This is a genomic window from Butyrivibrio sp. XB500-5, from assembly GCF_003625505.1.
Taxonomy (GTDB): domain Bacteria; phylum Bacillota; class Clostridia; order Lachnospirales; family Lachnospiraceae; genus Butyrivibrio.
Genome location: NZ_RAIS01000006.1, coordinates 143,057 through 161,492 on the forward strand (window position 1 = coordinate 143,057; position 18,436 = coordinate 161,492).

Below are 18,436 nucleotides of genomic sequence, written 5' to 3' on the forward strand. Positions count from 1 at the left end.
TCTTTTCTATATATTAAGGAGGAGCAATTATGCAAACATTTAGTCCTGTAAAAGAAGGTAAGGTTCGTGAAATCTATGATATCGGTGAAAACCTGATCATGGTAGCAACAGACAGAATCTCTGCTTTCGATGTAATTCTCAAAAACAAAGTAACCAAGAAAGGTGCTGTTCTTACTCAGATGTCCAGATTCTGGTTTGATTACACCAAAGACATCGTAGCTAACCACATGATCAGCGTTGATACAGCTGATATGCCGGAGTTCTTCAGAACACCTGATTTCACAGGAAACAGCATGCTTTGCAAAAAGCTCAATATGGTTCCCGTTGAGTGCATCGTTAGAGGATATATCACAGGTAGCGGTTGGAACAGCTACAAAGAAAACGGAACCGTATGCGGAATCAAGCTTCCCGAAGGTCTTAAGGAATGCGACAAGCTTCCTGAACCCATCTACACTCCCAGCACCAAGGCTGAGATCGGCGATCACGATGAGAACATCGATTTTGACCGCAGCGTAGAGGTACTTGAAAAGGCTTTCCCCGGAAAAGGACTTGAGTACGCAACCAAGATCAAGGATTACACTATTGCTCTTTATAAAAAATGTGCAGACTACGCTCTCACTCGCGGTATCATAATCGCAGATACCAAGTTTGAATTCGGTATTGATGAAAACGGCGAGGTTGTGCTTGCTGATGAAATGCTCACACCCGACAGCTCACGTTTCTGGCCCGTAGACGGCTATGAACCCGGTCACGGTCAGCCTTCATTTGATAAACAGTTTGTTCGTGACTACTTAAAGGCTAATCCCGAGTGTGACTACAATCTTCCTCAGGATGTCATCGACAAGACTATCGCTAAGTACCTTGAAGCATATAAGCTCCTTACAGGTTCAGAACTTAACGTATAATAATTATTAATAAACACTAACGGCTTGAGTACATAAGTACCCAAGCCGCTTTTTTATCATAAATATATTGTTCCTATCACTGATCATCAAATCTTATAAGTTTATCGAATATGATCCTATACTCTGCCCCGCCTTTAAACTCAAAGATTATATCTCCCGAATCCTCGGTTCCTTGGACAAAGCCCTTAACACCTTTTATCAGCATTTTGACTTCATCTTCTTTATCTACACCGATAAGCTTATTATCCGGAGTCGTATAATACAAAAATTCAGTAAGTGAATCATAAGCAAGTTCCGGGGGATCTTCACCGTCTGAAATAGGATGCTCATAAATTTGTTCGATGGCATCGCCTCTTACATGATATATCTTATTGCCCGCTGTCGATATCCAAATATCAACAGCTTGATTATCCGAAACAATCTGTAAAACAGGGTCCTTGATATCTTTAAGAGTTACATCGCCTGATTTTCCATCGTTTAATGTAGCATAATGAATTTCGGATCCGTATGTGTACAAAAACTTATATCCATGCTTATCGGTAGTTACGGTTTCTACCGTATACTCTATATCATTTTTTGCAAACGGAATAGGCTTTATATCTTCATTAAGCCAGTAGTACTTACTCTCATTTCCAAAGCCTTGCTCACAGATAACGTATCCGTCAAAATCTTCTTCAAGAATAAAATGCATATTATCGATAATATCGACATTCGCCTTTGGATAGACCATGCAATTGGTTCCCGTGAACACTTCCTTGCACTCTTCTTCTCCCGCAACGTGATAATATACCTTACCGTTATTTACAAAAAGCAGCTTATTCTGCTCACTGTTTAAATATAGCTGATCGGCATTGTAGATATTCGACCAATAGATTGTTTTTAAACGCTTATCATGCAGACAATATAATCTTCCCAGGCTATAAGAGCACATATAAACAGTGTCTCCGTCATTGCTCATGCCAAGAAGATCATAGAATTCATCTCCGATAGTATACTCATATATAACATTATCGTTTTTATCGACTATACAGACCTTATACTGTTGGCCATTATTAACATCATACCAGGTTTCTTCACAGCAAAGATAACCTGAATTAGGTGACATTGCCGCACTGACAACTTCATTATTTGTTTTATGAATCCAGGACTTCCTATTGGCAAGGTCATTCACCTTAAGCCTGCCACCATCATCGATATAATATAAAACCGCACCGTAATAACTGCAGCTGTATCCAACCGCGTGATCAATATATTCCGTCGTCAGATCCTCGCAGTTTATAAAATAAAGATTATTGTCATTATCTACCACAATACCGATATGACCTGCGGGAATATAGATCATATTGCTGAGATTATCTTTAAACTCCGAATTGACTTTGCCTCGATTGTTATATATAACGCCGTTATTCTCGGCAAGGTTCACTATATCCGAGTCTGGATCGATAAATTTAGATACAACGGGACTTTTAAACGTATAATAAACAGACCAGAAATTAGGAATTATAAAAAGACATGCGATAAACACGAACAAAACAGTTAGGATGACCGCAACAATGCCTTTCTCCTTCCTGATCTCTTTTTTCTTTTTTATATTATACTGTTCTACAGCATCGTATTTATCCTGATCATCTTCAGGAACATCTTTAAAGATCTTCTCTTCTACTTCTATCTTTTCCCAACCGCTGTCATCAATAGATATCATTGGATTACCGCAAATTGGGCAATATTTTAATTTCTCTTTCACTTCATGTCCGCAATTATTGCATTTCATATAGTCATTCCCTAAATTTATAAACATTTTGTAAATCATTCTAACAAATATATGAATTTAATTCAAAGCTATAAAGGCGGGAATTTAAAAGACGATATAAAAAGTGAAGGAGGAAAGGGAACATGAATAACCTTTCAGAATTATAAAGTACCGTCACTGCGGCAGGATCCCGGTGGCGGTACTTTTTCTTTGGACATTATTATGATTTTTTTCTACGGTAAAAAAGTAGTTTTACACTTCATTTTCATACGGATTGACCGGTCGTTCGGGCAATCCTTTCTTTGTCAAAATCTGAATAACGAGTCTTACGATACCGATAAGTATCAGGTAACTTCCCACAGTGATGGATTTACCGTAGTTAAGGCGCTGCGGCATGAACAATGTGATTATGCCGAGATTAAGGTTAATAACGGCTATCGTGATCATCCAGAATATTCCGCCCTTTTTGATGGTATCCTTGTGCTTAACTATATAGAACACACTGGCAATCGCAAGGTAAAAGAATATTATGGAAACAAGCGCATTGGTCCACTTTGGAATTCTCTCAATATTAGAAAGAATAAAGACCATAAAGCTAAGCACAAATATGTGGAATACCATTCTGCCTCGCTTAATATAGGCTTTTTCTTCTCGAAGGCCTGCCTTGATAAGCCTTGTGGCGCTCCAGATCGCACAAGAAATCGCTACACCGCCGCCTATAACGTTATATACAGCCTGAGGTGTGGCAAGGAAAATAATGCCCAACAATATAAGAAAGACATCAATAATACCTTGCTGCGTCTTAAGAGCTTCAAGAATCCTTATCTTCTCAAATTCACGCCATAGTGACCCGAAGAACTTGCCAAGGAGTATCTTGGTCTTACTCTCCGATCCCGCTGCGGATAGGATTATCGTTCCGAAATCGTGGATCCCACTCTTGGATATATCTTCAAGTGAAACCGCGCCGCCCGACTTCATCGAGTCAAACATATCCTTGGTAAATGACTTTCTCTGCTCCATGGTGGCATTACCGATCCAGTCATCAATAACCCTGTTAAGTCCCGAACTTTCTTCTGTCAGATGCAATCTGATTACGAAATGGTCTCCCTCTACCTGCCACGTCATACCCGAATGCTGCAAAAGCTTAGTGGCATCGCTGGCAACTATCTTGTGCGGAACAGGAAGTTCAAAGAGCATTCCCACTATACTGTATGTAGGAACGATATGCGTAAGCTTCCATTTGATATCTTCAAACTTCTTCATATCGATAAGCTCGGGACAAAAGCCCGGGCCGTCATTGCTGTATATATGTTTAATTCTGTCCTGAACATCATCGGATATATGCATAGCCGCATAAAGAGCTAGATTACCGCCCTTGGAATGTCCGCCGACATACACATCACCTGCGTATTTATTCAAAATATGATTGAGATACTTAACAGCGGCTTTCTGCGCTTTAATCTCTTCAAAACTGATCTGGAAGTCCATTCTCCAGTCATCAATTTCCATTGTGGTTCCTCTAAACACCACAAAAACGGCACCGCTTGGAAAATGCACGGTAAATGCCGTGATCATCATATCTCTCTCGGTATCTTTAATATCAAGATAATCGGAAAGCCTGAGCTCTCCGAACCTCTTGGAATTCCTCATATAGTAGGGCACCCAGCCAAAGTCCGTTTTAGGCGCGCCCTCCAACGAATATGTTTTAATAAATTCTTCGGATGCCTTTTTTACAGTTACGCTTCCCTCTTCATCTTTTCCGGGGATTATTCCCGTAAAATCATTGTAAACAAGAAGCGAAAGCGCAAGATTATCTACTTCATTAAACGGAGCTCTTCCAAATGTCAGATCTCCGCGCCATTTTATATAGTTAATTACATTCGCCATATTTTGCTCCATCGTACATGAAATCAAACCCTAGTTCTATTATATTCTTCTTTTTTCAAAAAAGACAAACCAACATGAATAAAGAAAAAGAATCGCGCTCCTGTAAGAACGCGATTCCTCTTAATTACAATATTCAAATAAATGATTATCAAAGTGCCTTCTTGATAGCAGCAAGAAGATCATCATACTCTTCGAAAGCTGGAAGCTCAGGATAATCAGCCTTGATCTTGTCCGTTGAACGGAAAAGGAAGCCTGCCTTTGAAGCCTGGATCATAGCAAGGTCGTTGTAGCTGTCGCCGCTTGCGATGGTCTCATAGCCGATAGACTGAAGAGCCTTAACTGTTGTAAGCTTTGAATTCTCAATTCTCATCTTAAAGCCTGTGATCTCACCGTTGTCCGCAACCTCGAGTGAATTGCAGAAAATTGTGGGCCAGCCGAGCTTCTCCATAAGAGGAGTTGCAAACTGTGTAAATGTATCACTTATGATGATGACCTGAGTTGTCTTTCTGAGCTCATCAAGGAACTCTTTTGCTCCCGGAAGGGGATCGATCTTAGCGATGGTCTCCTGGATCTCCTTAAGGCCAAGTCCGTGCTCTTTAAGGATTCCGATCCTCCAATTCATAAGCTTATCATAATCGGGTTCATCCCTGGTTGTCTTCTTAAGCTCGGGGATACCGCTCTCTTTAGCAAATGCGATCCAAATTTCGGGGACTAAAACGCCCTCAAGGTCCAAACAAACGATGTTCATAATAATACTCCTATCTAAATTACTATTCCGAATAAACAATCCAATGACGATTTTAACACATTAAAGCATCATAGACAACAAAGAAAATCCCTCATCTTACATTAATTCAAATGCAAGATGAGGGTACATTTTACCAGTGAACCTGCCATCTTCCCGAATACTCCGTGTTAGTACTGAGCTTATGCTCTGCAGCTCCTCCTTGCTTGTCCTTATCCTTTTGTTTGGAAAGCTCTTTTACAAAAAGCTCCTTGTCAAAAGGAAGCTCTATCTTGCGGTCAAGCCAAGTTGAAAGATATGCGGCATTACTGATAGTCAGAGAATTGATTCCGTCATATCCCGGAGCGATAAGCTCTTTTCCTGTTAAAAGATGGTCCGTAAAGTTCTGAAGTATCTTGATATGGCCATTGTTATCCGTTCCAAAAGAAAGCTCTATCTTACTTACCTTCTCATCTGTGACAAAGCCGTACTTCTCCTGCCTAAGGAGCTCTTCATCCCTGTGCAAAAGAAACAGCTTAAGCTTTCCGTCCTCGGCAACTGCCTTACCCATCGTTCCCGATATCTCTATACGGTTTGTTCCGGGATACTCACCTGTCGAAGTGATGAAGACACCTGTGGAACCGTTAGGATACTCAGCGTAAATCGTCGCATCATCCTCAACCGCTATATCATGGAAATGGCCTTTGATACAATGCGCCTGAATACTTGATGGCATTCCTATCATCCACTGCCAGAGATCTAAGTTATGCGGGCACTGATTGATAAGTACTCCGCCGCCTTCACCTTTCCATGTAGCTCTCCAGCCCGCAGAATCGTAATAGCCCTGCGTTCTGTACCAATTGCTGATTATCCAGACAAAACGCTTTATCTCTCCAAACATTCCGATAGAGATATAGTAGCGAAGCGCCTGATAAAGCGGATCCGTTCTTTGGTTGAACATGATACCGAATGCTTTACCGCTCTTCTTTGCTGCTTCATTCATTCTTTCAACAGAAAGTGTATCTACACCGGCCGGCTTCTCAGTAAGTACATTCCATCCGTGCTCAAAAGCTTCTTCTGCGATTATTGGATGAAGATAGTGAGGAGTCGCGATAAGAAGAACATCGGCGGGCCTAGCCTTTATCAGCTCATGATAGTCCTCATAATACTCAATATTATCGCCGTAGATTTCCTTTGCGGCCTCTATCTTTTCATGATCAGCGTCGCAAAGCGCGGCAAGGGTTGCCCCTTTAACCGCGCCTTCAAAAAGCTTACCCGTATGAACACTTCCCATATTACCGATACCGACAATAGCAAACTTGATCATTTAAGCTTCTCCGTCTTTTATTTATAATTTCCTACAGTAAATGATTCATCTGCGAAATTCTCAACGCTCTCTTTTTTCTCATAGAAATGAGGAGCTTTATTAACGATAGTTCCTGTATGAGCAAATTCAGAATCCATCGAAATAGGCATCTCAACCTGTTTTTTCATGATGCCGGCAGCATATATTGCTGTGATAAGTTCAATGGTTCTTTTACCGTCCTCACCTGTGATAAGAGGTCTTGTTCCGTTCTCAAGCGCTGTAAGATAGTTATCTATCTCACCTGTGTGTCCCTCATATTTAAGATCGGGAATACTGTTATAGTAATCTGTGATCTCTTTTATAAGTTCAGTATTTCCACCCTCTTTAGGAAAACCGTTGGCCTGACCGATCTCAGCTTTTACGTCAAAAGGAACGGAAATCTTAGCTTTTTCGCACTGAAGAGAGATTCCTTGCTCCTCGCCGTGATGAACAACCGAGCTTAAGATCCTAGCCATGCTGTTGTCCTTGTACTTAACACACGCTACGGAAATATCCTCTACCTCAGCATTGTCGTGCATTACGTTTGAAAGCATTGCGATCACCTCTGTGGGTTCGCATCCCATCATCCAGTTGAGCATATCGATATGATGAACGGCATGATTGAGTGTGGGGCCGCCGCCCTCTTTTTCCCATGTTCCTCTCCACCAGAGGTCATAATATGAATGAGCTCTCCACCATGCGGATTCTACCTCTGCAAAGCAAAGCTTTCCGGCAAGTCCGCTGTCAAGAAGCTTCTTAAGCTTATATACGCCGTTTCTGAATCTGTTCTGAGCTATCGCGCCGAGTACTACACCGTTCTTTTTCTCAGCTTCAAGCATCTCATTGCACTCCTCAATGCTGGCTGCCAAAGGCTTTTCACAAAGTACGTTGCAACCTGCATTCATGCTGTCGATACTGATCGAGCTGTGAACATAAGGAGGTGTACAAACATGTACAACATCAATCTTTACATCAGACTCAAGCATGCTTTTATGATCAGCAAAGATCTCGCAGTCATTGATCTGGTATTTCTCTTTCATCGCCTCGGCTTTTTCGGGATATATATCGCAAAGAGCAACAATCTTACATCTTTCGGGGAACTCAAGAAGTCCCTTAACGTGCATGTTTGCAATATTACCCGTCCCGACTATTGCTACATTTATCATTAGTATGTTCTCCTATCGCTTATTATTTTCAAGGATATTGCGCTATCATGAACGGCGACTTAAGTCTACCGCCTGCATCTGCGCTCTGACGCAAAGCTCTGCAGCCTTAAAGGCATGAGCCTGTGTCATCGCATTCTCTGTTCTGTTGATACAATCAAGGATCAGCTGTCCGAAGAAAGGATATCCTACCTTACCTGCGACCTCAAAGTGCTGCTCTCCATCCTTATTAACAAGGAAAACGTGATCTGTCGTTCCGTCATTTGTTCCGACATTTACGTACTTACGGATCTCGATATATCCATCGGTTCCGATGATAAAGGTACGTCCGTCTCCCCAAGTTGAAAGTCCGTCCGGAGTAAACCAATCCACTCTGAAGTGCTGTGTTGTGCCGTTGTCACCAACAATGATCGCATCACCGTAATCATCAAGTCCCGGATGATCGGGATGATTATAATTGGCAACCTCACTGTAAGCGACGTGCGCGTTCTCTTCTCCGCAGAAGAATAAGAACTGTTCTATCTGATGGCTTCCTATATCGCATAGGATTCCGCCGTATTTTTCTTTTTCAAAAAACCAATCGGGTCTTCCCTTAGGATCTCCGATCCTGTGAGGTCCGAAGCCGTCTACATGAACAGGCTTTCCGATGAGACCTCTTTCTATGAGTTGTCCTGCATATACAGCCGATTCCACATGGATTCTCTCGCTGTAATAAACCATGTACTTCTTACCGGTCTCGGCTACTGTCTTCTTGGCTTCCTCAAGCTGTTCCAAAGTTGTGAGAGGAGCCTTGTCTGTAAAATAGTCTTTCCCCGCTTTCATAGCCCTGATCCCCAAAGGGCATCTTTCGCTGGTAACAGCCGCAGAGCAAACAAGCTTAACTTCAGGGTCATCCAAGATTTCTTTTTCGCTTTTGGCAACCTTAACTCCGGGATAAGTCTTTACAAAATTTTCAACTCTCTTCTCATCGTCGTCATATACCCACTTAAGAGTTGCTCCGGCTTCGATAAGACCGTTACACATTCCGTATATATGTCCGTGATTAAGTGCAATTGCAGCAATGCAGAACTCACCGTCTTTAACAACAGGGCTCGGCTTCCCCTTTGGTGCATAATTCATTCCGTCTTGTTTACTCATCTTCTCTCCTTAAAAATGCGGGGTGACAGTATAAACGCTGCCATCCCCGCTTAAATTTAAATTAAATTCATTTTGGAAAAATTATTACTGCTTTCCTTCGTAGTACTCTGTACGCTCGTCGATGATAGTATCGATACCGATGCTCTTAAGCTCATCCATGTACTCCTGGTATGTAGCATCGAACTCAGCCTCAGGACATGTTACAACCTTAACCTGATAATCATCCTTTGCGATGTTGAGGTCAGTGATAAGGTCAGCAGTTGAAGGTGATGTCCAAGATGCATCGTGGATAACATTTCCTTCAAGAGCAAGCTCATAGTTCTGTAATACGTAATCTTCGAAGCCGGGAGCCTCTTTAGCTGTACACTTGTTGAAGTCCTCAACAGACTCGAAGTATCCCTGGTTACCTGTAAGGAAGATATCTGTACGGATCCAGTCCTTATCCTGTGCATTGAACTCAGCATCGATTACCTGAGGTACGCCGTCAACCATGTTATAGTTCTCGCCCTCAAATCCGTGATAAAGAACGAAACCACCTTCTTTTGTGCACATCCAGTCAAGGTATGTCATACAAGCCTCAACCTTCTCTTCGTCTGCAGTCTTGGGGCAGAATGCGATAAGACCACCCTCGCCGTAGCCTGCGTTGTATACCTGTCCGTCGTTTACGTTTGCAAACTGAGGGATAGAAACGAAATCTGCATCAGAAACATTCTCTCTGAGTGTCTTAAGAAGTGAACCACGAAGAACGTCAACGTTACCGTTTACACTGTACTCGGCAAAGCAAAGCTTACCTGATACGATCTGGCTCTTGAAGTCATCTTCCTTAAGTGTGTAGTACTCATGATGAAGAAGTCCGTTGTTGTAGAGCTTATTCATGAACTTATAGTAGTCACGCATACCGGGATCATAGTAATCCTGGATAACTTCCTCACCGCCGCCGCAGATATTGTTCTTGAGAGGATTGTTGGCGATCTTTGAGAATACTTCCTTTAAATTCCAGCCGTTCCAGATGATAGCACCAACTGCATTCTTGTCGCCGTTGGGATTCTCATGAACCATCTTGTCAAGGCAGTTGTAAAGCTCATCGGGATTCTTGGGAACCTCAAGTCCGAGCTTATCAAGAAGGTCTTTACGAATGAAGTAGTTACTCTTAGCTGTTGTAGCTCTTTTTGCTACGATTCCGTAAAGTGCTCCGTCTGAGTTACGTCCGATATCAAGAACGTCGCTTCCGATATAAGCTCTTAAGTTCTGAGCCTGATCTTTTCCGTCTACAAACTCTGAAAGATCCCATGTTCCACCCTGGTTAAAATAGTCTTCTGCATAAGCATATGTGTATGTAAGTGTAAGGTCAGGCGCCTCCCCTGCAGGTACAAGTGCCTGCATCTTAGTAACCTCATCCCATCTGGGAACGGGTACAAACTCTACATTGATACCAACCTTGTTCATCTGTTCGTTAACATACTTGGTCCACTTGTTGTCTGTGATAGTGGAACCGTCAGGCGCATTACTTCTGTCGAAAAGCTCTACAGTGATAGTTACGTTATCAAACTGCTTAGAACCGTAAGTTGTCTGATACTTACTGGGTGTATCAGTTTCGGCAGTGTCCTGTCCTCCCTCATCTTTTGTGTCAGCTGTGTTTGTGCTTGGTGTGCCCGCCTCAGGCTTATTCTCGATGCCGCACCCCGCAAGCATGGTAGTTGCAAATACTGTTGCAAGTACCAAAGAAATAACTCTCTTTTTCATATTTTGCTCCTTTCGCATTTATAAAAGCTAAGACAGGATCAGCCTTTGACTGAACCGATCATAACGCCCTTAACAAAGTACTTCTGCAGCCATGGATAAACCAAAAGAATAGGCATTGTGGAAACCGCAACTGTTGCCATCTTAAGTGACTGCGTCATAACCTGAGTACCGATACCCTCCACGTTGGCGCCTGAGTTGTTGAGCTCTCCTTCAAACAGAAGGCTCTTGAGTCGTAGCTGTAATGTATATTTCTCAGGACTCTTGATATAAAGAAGTGCATCGAAATATGTGTTCCAATATGCAACCGCATAGAAAAGTCCGATTGTAGCAATGATCGGTATCGAAAGAGGAAGCACGATCTTAAACAGTATCGTCATATAAGAAGCACCGTCAATTCTTGCAGCCTCCGACAAACTCTCCGGAAGATTTCTGAAGAAAGTACGCATAACGATAAAGTTAAATACATTGATCGCCTGAGGTAAAAACAGCGAAAGCAATGTGTCATACATTCCAAGGCTCTTTACTACAATGAATGTCGGGATCATACCGCCACTGAAATACATTGTGAAAAGAATGAAAACAGTGAACGTTTTTCTTCCCGGAAGATCCTTGATCGACAATGCATATGCCGCAAAGATCGTAAGTATAAGTGAAAGTGCCGTTCCGAGAACCGTTACTATAGTTGTTGCTCTCATAGCAAGCCAGATCTGTGTCTTTCCAAGGATCTGCCTGTAAGCATCAACATTAAAATCAATGGGATAAAATGTAACCTTACCCGATAGAACCGCATTGTATCCGCTCATTGAATATGCAAGCACGTTTAAAAACGGATACAGACAGATAAAACCGATTATAAAAAGTACAATTCCGTTTATGATAAGTCCTACCGACAGTTTTTTCTTTGTCGTCATATAAGCCTCCTAGATTAGATGATTCCGTCTTCGCCGATGAGCTTGGCAAATTTATCTGCAAGAACAAGTACGATGATGTTAAATACAGACTGGAAAAGTCCGATCGCTGTGGAATCACTGTACTTTGCTCTCTCAATACCTATTCTGTAGGTATATGTACTGATAACTTCGGATACACCAAGTACCTTCTTGTTACCGATAAGAAGAGGTGCTTCCAAACCAATGGTCATCATCTTGGAGATCTGTAATATGAGCATTGTTACTATGACTGATTTGATCGATGGAAGTGTTATATAGATAAGTCTCTGAAATTTTGTAGCACCATCGAGATATGCAGCTTCATACAAACTCTCATCAACACCGGTAAGTGCTGCGAGATAAATAATGGTTCCCCATCCTATCTCTTTCCATACATTACATATAACGTAAGTAACAACCCACCATGTATTGTCGGAAAGGAACGGAATAGCTTTAAAGCCTGCTCTCTCAACGATCATGTTGATCGTTCCGTCTGTTACAGAGAACATGTTTACTGAAATAGCTGCAACAACTACCCAAGAAATGAAATGAGGAAGATAAAGAATTGACTGTGTTACTCTCTTGAATACTGCGCTTCTGACCTCATTGAGCATAAGAGAAACAATGATGGTCAGAGGAAAACTAACAAGCAGTGTTGCGAAATTAAGAATAAGTGTGTTTCGTACAGCGAGCCAAAAGTTCTTATTGGCAAAAAGCTTATTAAAAACTTTTAATCCGCACCAAGGACTGGCAAGTACTCCCTTAAAAACGTTGTAGTCCTTAAACGCAATGGTTACGCCATACATAGGTATGTATTTAAAGATGACGTAATAAGCCACTATAGGAACAAGCATCAGATATAACCAGCGATAATTCCATATTTTGGCCAAAAGCTTACGATTATCCTTCATAAAAGCCTCCCAAAATTTATAAATGTTTTTTGCTGGCTTAAATATAACAAAATGACATCTAAATTCCGTCCACTTATTTGATAAGAACTTTGCGCCAAATAACTTAATGAAAAATAGCATTAAGCGATATTTATTCGATATTTAGGCGTTTTTTGGCAAAAGTGCGCTAAAATATATATTTTTTACATCAGAAAACGCAATATTTTCTCATTGAACAATGTACGTTTTCACGATATAATACATTTATTCAAAAACAGGGAGAAAAAATATGGAACAGAAAAGGCGAAGATCCTACCATTCACTGGGCGCAGAGCTGTTATGTGAGATAAAGAATGTTAGCGCTCCGTTTGATCAAACTACAGACATGCACAATCACACCAATCATGAGATCCTCATCGTAAAAAACGGAAGGCTCAATCTTTTTACAGATCATGCCGGAATTGAATTGACACGCGGAGATATCGCTCTCATCCCAATGTATAAGTTCCATCGTGGCGAAATACTGACTCCCGAAGAATACGACAGGATCGTTATAAACGTGACCGAGAACATCTTGGAAGAAGCTTCATATGAACAATACGATCTGAACAAATGCTTTAAACCATATAATGATAAGCACATCCATACTGCTCATCTGACCGAGGAAGAGCTTGAAGAGATCGACAGATACAGTTCTATGTTAAAAGATAACCTGTTCAGCTCTACACCTGAATCGGAAATCCTTACAGATGCATATTTCAAGCTGATACTTGTTCTGATAAACAAAAAGTACAGAAAAAACGAATTTTCTCTGGCCGAAGACAAGATGCCCGATATCGTAAAGAGGACCTTTAACTATATAGATAAGCATCTTACGGAAGAGATCACTCTCAAGGCTTTGGAAAACGAGATCCACAACAACGGTACCTACATCTCAAGATGTGTAAAAAAGATATCCGGACTTTCGATCTCCCAATATATCATAGCCAAAAGGATCGCACTTGCCTGCAGACTTCTTCGCGAAGGCAACACAGCTAACGAAGCTTGCTACCAATCGGGATTTAATAACTACTCCAACTTCTCTCGTACTTTTTCAAAGCAAGTCGGAGTATCTCCCAAACAGTTCCAGATAGAATACAGAAAAGGCGTTATCGCTAACGTATAAATAATATAAAAAGCCTTCGGTTCTACATTATCTCTAATGTAAAACCGAGGGCTTTTTTTAACGTCTTATTGTATCATTGCCTTATCATCTTATGTTTTCAGAAGAATAAACTGAATCCCACTTCTCTGTTCTTTCATCGATGATGTCCTGTCCGCCTGATGAAAGATAATCGGAAAGACCAGCTTCCCATGTAGCATCAAATTCTGCTGTAGGTGCCTTAACCGCATTGTCGAAGCAAGTATCTCTCTTAGCTGTAAGAGTATCACCTGCGCCGCTCTCAGATTCGATATCTCCGACATTTACATTGATACCGATCCTTGTATCTGTCTTAGCGATCTTATCTGCATCAAGTATATCCTGAGGATCTATGCCGGCATATGTATGAGCGAGTGACTTATCTGTAAGCTCCTGGTTTGTAAGATTAAGTCCGTTACATGTAATTGTATAGTCAATGTTCATTCCGGAATTCTGAATAGCATCTCCTGTTGCAGCAAGGATCTCATATCCGCCGTCATCAAGAGTCTTATGGGTCACACCCTCTTCTCCTACCTGAAGGAACTCGATAACTTCAGGGCTTGAAATGTAATCAAGATAAAGCATGGAAGCAAGAGGCTCATCGTTGGTTGCAGGGAAGAAGATCTTTCTGTCGATAGGACCTGCAAGGAACTTATTGTGTCCGCCCTTCTTATCCTCAAAAGGATCGATAGCGATGTACTTGGCATCATCACCTACAAGTCTCTTAAGGTTTGCAGCGATTGAATCTTCACCGTTTCTCCAAGGATAATCCCAGTTATGTGTAAATGCTCCAACATATCCGGCCTTCATCATGTCATCCTCTGTTGAGTCACCGGATCCGTAGAGATAGAAATCCTTCCACAAAAGTCCTTCGTTATACCACTCGTTAAGAAGCTTAACGCCGTCCTTTGTTCCGTTCTGGCAGATTTTTCTGTCATCAAAACCGTTTACATAGTATTCCTTATCAGACATATCGGGATCAAGGAAAGACTCGATAAGAGTAGCTGCTCTCCAGCCCACATCATATGATACTGAATAAGGAACCATCTTGTTTGCATCAGATCCGAGAAGTGTGTCCGCATTCTCCTTGAAAGCAACAAGGACCTCATGGAACTCCTCTTTTGTTGTAGGCTCTTTTAAGTTGAGCTTATCAAGCCAGTCCTTACGGATAAATGTGATAACACGGTTCATGTTTGCAAGCTTTGCTTCGATAGCCCATGTTGTTCCGTCGTTAAGATCTGAATTCCAATAAAGATTGGTCTCACCGAGCCAGTTCCAAAGATTGGGAAGCTCGCTCTTATAGTTGTCGATATAAGGTCTCATATCGATTATCGCATCCATATCCGCATAAGCTTTAACTGTAGGATATGAATAGGTTACGCATACATCGGGAGCTGTTCCTGCAGCAAGCTGAGTGTTGATCTCATCAACCTCTGTCCAACGAGGGATAGCAACAAACTCAACTTCTACGTTGTGCTTTTCAAGCATTCCCTTTTTGATGTACTCTGTGTAAACGTTGTTTGTAGGGTCTGAACCGCCGTCGTTGTTACGGTCATAAACCTCTACTGTGATGTGTCTTGTCTCGGCAAATTTGCCGTCTGTAAGCTCTGATGCTGCACCTTCTGCCTGAGCTGATGCTTCACCCGCATCGCTTCCCGAAGGTGCCGCAGGAGCTTCCCCACCTGTTTTACCGCATGCAGCAAGTGAAAGAGTCATTGCACATGCAAGTAAGAATGATAAAACCTTTTTCTTCATCTTATACCTCCCATTTATATATTTTTTTATTAAGAACCCCACTTATTCCTTAACCGCTCCCAAAGTAACTCCGGATATGAAGTACTTCTGAAGGAAAGGATAAACACAGATAATAGGAACCGTTGAGAACATTACTATGGCGCACTTTATGGCTTCGTTAAGTCCGGGAGTCGTGAATCCCTCCTGCGTTGCCACTTCAACGGCATTGATGTTCTTCAGGATGTTATACAAAAGAAGCTGCAAAGGATACAGATCCTTGTTCTTTATATACATAAGAGCATCCGAGTATCCGTTCCATCTTCCGACCGCATAGAACAATGCAAGAGTAGCCATAACAGGCTTGGAAAGCGGTATGTAGATACTCATCAATATCCTTATAAAGCTTGCTCCGTCGATCATCGCCGATTCCCTCAGTGATTCGGGAATTCCGTAAAAGAAGCTTCTCATGATGATGACGTTATATACGCTCATACAGCTTGGAATGATCAGCGCCCAAGGTGTATCCAGCATTCCGATCCTAAAGAGCAAAAGATAGTTCGGAATGATACCTGCGTTAAAAAACATTGTGATGGTCACAAATATATTGATCGCTTTTCTGCCTTTGAGCTCATCGTAGATCAAAGGATATGCACAAAGCATCGTCATAACAAGTGAAAGCACTGTGCATCCCAAAGTAAGGAACGCTGTCCATACGAAAGCTCTTATGTACTTGGCATCTTTAAGTACATGCATATATGCATCTGCGTTAAAGCCCTTGGGTAACAGATATACTTCTCTTCTGATCAGATAATCCGTACCCGAAAAAGATTTAGCCAAAAGATTTATCATAGGGATGATACATAACAAGGAAATGATCACGCAGATAAGTATAAATATCGCATCCCCAATCTTACTACCGGTGGAATGTACCACTCTGTTCTCTTCCATTTAACTTACCTCCTACCATATTCCGCGTTCGCCAAACTTCCTCGACAACCAGTTGGCGCCTAACAGGAAGAATACATTTACTACAGATTGGAATAAACCAACCGCGGCGGTAAGAGAAAACTGAGAACCTTTGATACCTGCCTTGTATACGTATGTAGCGATAACTTCAGCTTTTTCAAGTACTGTGGGATTTGCCATTGCAAACGGCCTGTCAAATCCGGAACCAATGATATTACCAAGTGCCATGATAAGAAGCACGATTATGGTAGATCTGATCCCCGGAAGTGTTATATGCCACATCTTCTGGAATCTCGAAGCGCCGTCGACGCTTGCGGCTTCGTACAGATCAGGTGATATACCGGCGATCGCTGCGAGATAAATGATTGAATTCCATCCAAAGCTCTGCCAGATTCCGAGGCCTATATAAGTCCTTACCCAGTTACCGGGTTCACCGAGGAAATTGATCGATGTTCCTCCGAGCTTTTCGATAAACAGATTTACAAGTCCCGTAGAGGGAGCAAAAAGCTGTAATGCCAAACCGTAGATAACTACCCATGAAAGGAAGTGTGGCATGTATGTGATGGTCTGCACCACCTTTTTAAATTTCTTTACTCTAAGCTCATTTAAGATAAGAGCAAATATGATCGGAACGGGGAAACCTACGATAAGATCCTTTAGGTTGAGCACTATAGTGTTCTTCAACGCGATCAAAAAGTCTTTTGACTTAAATGCCTTGATGAAAAACTCCATACCGTTGTGCTTAGCCCAAGCCATCTTGTGTACGGGAAGTACGATACTGTATTTTTTGAATGCGATCAGTATGTACCACATCGGAATGTACTTGAATATCAATAGATAGATCAATGGTAATGCTAAAAGAAGATACAGTTGATAATATCTTTTTAAGTAGACTTTATCAAATTTAACTTTGGGTGCCTTATAACCTTTGTCTCTAGCCACTTTCCTACTCCTCCACAAATTTTCTAAGCTCACTTTATCACTTAAGCGTATACTTCACCTTTACTGATATGATTAAAATATTGCAAAATATTACCATGCTTTTGCATTATTAATATCTATTTTCCCGTTTTTATGCACATTGCAGCAAAAAAGATATATAAATCTGTACAAAACTCACATCACTTTGCGCAATTTTTATCATTGTGATATATTCTCAATCACGATATAATACTTTCAAAATATGATTCACGGGGATGATTATGAGCGAAAAGGGAAGAAAACTTTATCAAGCCATGGGTTCTGAGCTTGTATGCGAAGTCAAGACGATAACCGATCCTCTTGACGGAACGAATGATATGCACAATCACACGTGTCATGAGATCCTTATCATCAAAGAAGGTTGTCTAAACTTTTTTACTGAGAATTCAGGTGTTGAAATGGAACGTGGAGATGTTGCTCTCGTGCCGAAATATGTATTCCACAGAGGCGAGCTGACAACTCCCGGCGTATACGACAGGATCGTTATAAATGTCAGCGAAGAAGTTATAGAAAAAGCTTCAACCCAGCATTGCAACTTAAACAACTGTTTTAAACCATACAACGATAAGACGATACATACGGTCCACCTTGATGAAAACGAACTTGAAGAGATCAACCAATTAAGCACAAAGCTTCAGGAGAACCTGTTTAACACTACTCCCGAATCAGTCATTCTTGCCATGGCATATCTGAAGATCATCATGGTCAAGCTCAATAAGAAATATAAAAGAAACGATATCGGCATTGCTCAAGATAAGATGCCCGATATCGTAAAGAGAACATTTAACTATATAGATGAGCATATCACAGGAGATATCTCACTTAAGATCCTGGAAAAAGAGATCCACAGTAACGGAACATACATCTCAAGATGTGTGAAAAAGATATCCGGGCTTTCGATCTCACAATACGTCATAGCTAAAAGGATCGACCTTGCAGGTAAGCTCCTTCGCGAGGGAAATACCGCATACGAAGCGTGCTATCGATCAGGCTTTAACAACTATTCCAATTTCTCGCGTACATTTACCAAGCAAGTCGGTGTCTCACCCAAGCAGTACCAGATGGAATATCGAAAAGGAATAATAGCAAACATATAAAAAAG

Annotated in this window: 15 protein-coding genes; 3 read left to right on the forward strand and 12 right to left on the reverse strand. The window is 41.5% G+C overall.

What is annotated here, in order from left to right:
• Positions 1–29: 29 nt before the first annotated feature.
• Entirely contained in the window at positions 30–905 is an 876-nt protein-coding gene (locus D6856_RS11640; RefSeq protein WP_120687017.1) for a phosphoribosylaminoimidazolesuccinocarboxamide synthase, read from the forward strand.
• 76 nt (positions 906–981) lie between these two features.
• Here D6856_RS11640 and D6856_RS11645 read toward each other — a convergent pair whose 3' ends face one another.
• From D6856_RS11645 to D6856_RS11685, 9 genes are all read right to left on the reverse strand, one after another.
• Entirely contained in the window at positions 982–2,676 is a 1,695-nt protein-coding gene (locus tag D6856_RS11645) for a zinc ribbon domain-containing protein (protein WP_147367836.1), read from the reverse strand.
• 231 nt (positions 2,677–2,907) lie between these two features.
• Complete coding sequence (locus tag D6856_RS11650) at positions 2,908–4,542, reverse strand: Mbeg1-like protein (RefSeq protein ID WP_158588923.1); 1,635 nt, start codon at positions 4,540–4,542, stop codon at positions 2,908–2,910.
• 148 nt (positions 4,543–4,690) lie between these two features.
• On the reverse strand, positions 4,691–5,290 hold the full coding sequence (gene thrH / locus D6856_RS11655; RefSeq protein ID WP_120687020.1) for a bifunctional phosphoserine phosphatase/homoserine phosphotransferase ThrH: 600 nt from the start codon (positions 5,288–5,290) through the stop codon (positions 4,691–4,693).
• Positions 5,291–5,420: 130 nt separating this feature from the next.
• Positions 5,421–6,593 (reverse strand): Gfo/Idh/MocA family protein, encoded by a 1,173-nt coding sequence (locus D6856_RS11660; protein ID WP_120687021.1) that lies wholly within the window; start codon positions 6,591–6,593, stop codon positions 5,421–5,423.
• Positions 6,594–6,610: 17 nt separating this feature from the next.
• The gene (locus D6856_RS11665; protein WP_120687022.1) at positions 6,611–7,777 is read right to left on the reverse strand and encodes a Gfo/Idh/MocA family protein; all 1,167 of its coding nucleotides are present in this window, start codon (positions 7,775–7,777) and stop codon (positions 6,611–6,613) included.
• A 45-nt stretch (positions 7,778–7,822) separates the two neighbouring features.
• Positions 7,823–8,911 (reverse strand): Gfo/Idh/MocA family protein, encoded by a 1,089-nt coding sequence (locus tag D6856_RS11670; RefSeq protein WP_120687023.1) that lies wholly within the window; start codon positions 8,909–8,911, stop codon positions 7,823–7,825.
• A gap of 84 nt (positions 8,912–8,995) precedes the next feature.
• Positions 8,996–10,654 carry an extracellular solute-binding protein gene (locus D6856_RS11675; RefSeq protein WP_120687024.1) on the reverse strand — a complete coding sequence of 553 codons (1,659 nt, stop codon included), beginning with the start codon at positions 10,652–10,654 and terminating at the stop codon, positions 8,996–8,998.
• A gap of 38 nt (positions 10,655–10,692) precedes the next feature.
• Positions 10,693–11,565 carry a carbohydrate ABC transporter permease gene (locus D6856_RS11680; RefSeq protein WP_120687025.1) on the reverse strand — a complete coding sequence of 291 codons (873 nt, stop codon included), beginning with the start codon at positions 11,563–11,565 and terminating at the stop codon, positions 10,693–10,695.
• Between the two features lie 14 nt (positions 11,566–11,579).
• Positions 11,580–12,494 (reverse strand): ABC transporter permease, encoded by a 915-nt coding sequence (locus D6856_RS11685; RefSeq protein ID WP_120687026.1) that lies wholly within the window; start codon positions 12,492–12,494, stop codon positions 11,580–11,582.
• A 268-nt stretch (positions 12,495–12,762) separates the two neighbouring features.
• Here D6856_RS11685 and D6856_RS11690 point away from each other — a divergent pair, with 268 nt between their 5' ends.
• Positions 12,763–13,638, forward strand: coding sequence for an AraC family transcriptional regulator (locus tag D6856_RS11690; protein ID WP_120656889.1), 876 nt, complete (start codon positions 12,763–12,765; stop codon positions 13,636–13,638).
• An 84-nt stretch (positions 13,639–13,722) separates the two neighbouring features.
• On the opposite strand, the gene D6856_RS11695 is transcribed toward D6856_RS11690, so the two are convergent.
• From D6856_RS11695 to D6856_RS11705, 3 genes are read right to left on the reverse strand one after another with little or no spacing between them, the layout of a single operon-like run.
• Positions 13,723–15,408 carry an extracellular solute-binding protein gene (locus tag D6856_RS11695; RefSeq protein WP_120687027.1) on the reverse strand — a complete coding sequence of 562 codons (1,686 nt, stop codon included), beginning with the start codon at positions 15,406–15,408 and terminating at the stop codon, positions 13,723–13,725.
• A 42-nt stretch (positions 15,409–15,450) separates the two neighbouring features.
• Positions 15,451–16,335 carry a carbohydrate ABC transporter permease gene (locus D6856_RS11700; protein WP_120687028.1) on the reverse strand — a complete coding sequence of 295 codons (885 nt, stop codon included), beginning with the start codon at positions 16,333–16,335 and terminating at the stop codon, positions 15,451–15,453.
• A gap of 12 nt (positions 16,336–16,347) precedes the next feature.
• Positions 16,348–17,295: an ABC transporter permease gene (locus tag D6856_RS11705; RefSeq protein ID WP_243114083.1), complete on the reverse strand. Its 948-nt coding sequence runs from the start codon at positions 17,293–17,295 to the stop codon at positions 16,348–16,350.
• Between the two features lie 260 nt (positions 17,296–17,555).
• Here D6856_RS11705 and D6856_RS11710 point away from each other — a divergent pair, with 260 nt between their 5' ends.
• A complete protein-coding gene (locus D6856_RS11710; protein WP_158588924.1) occupies positions 17,556–18,431 on the forward strand; it encodes a helix-turn-helix domain-containing protein in 876 nt (291 codons plus the stop codon).
• Positions 18,432–18,436: the final 5 nt, after the last annotated feature.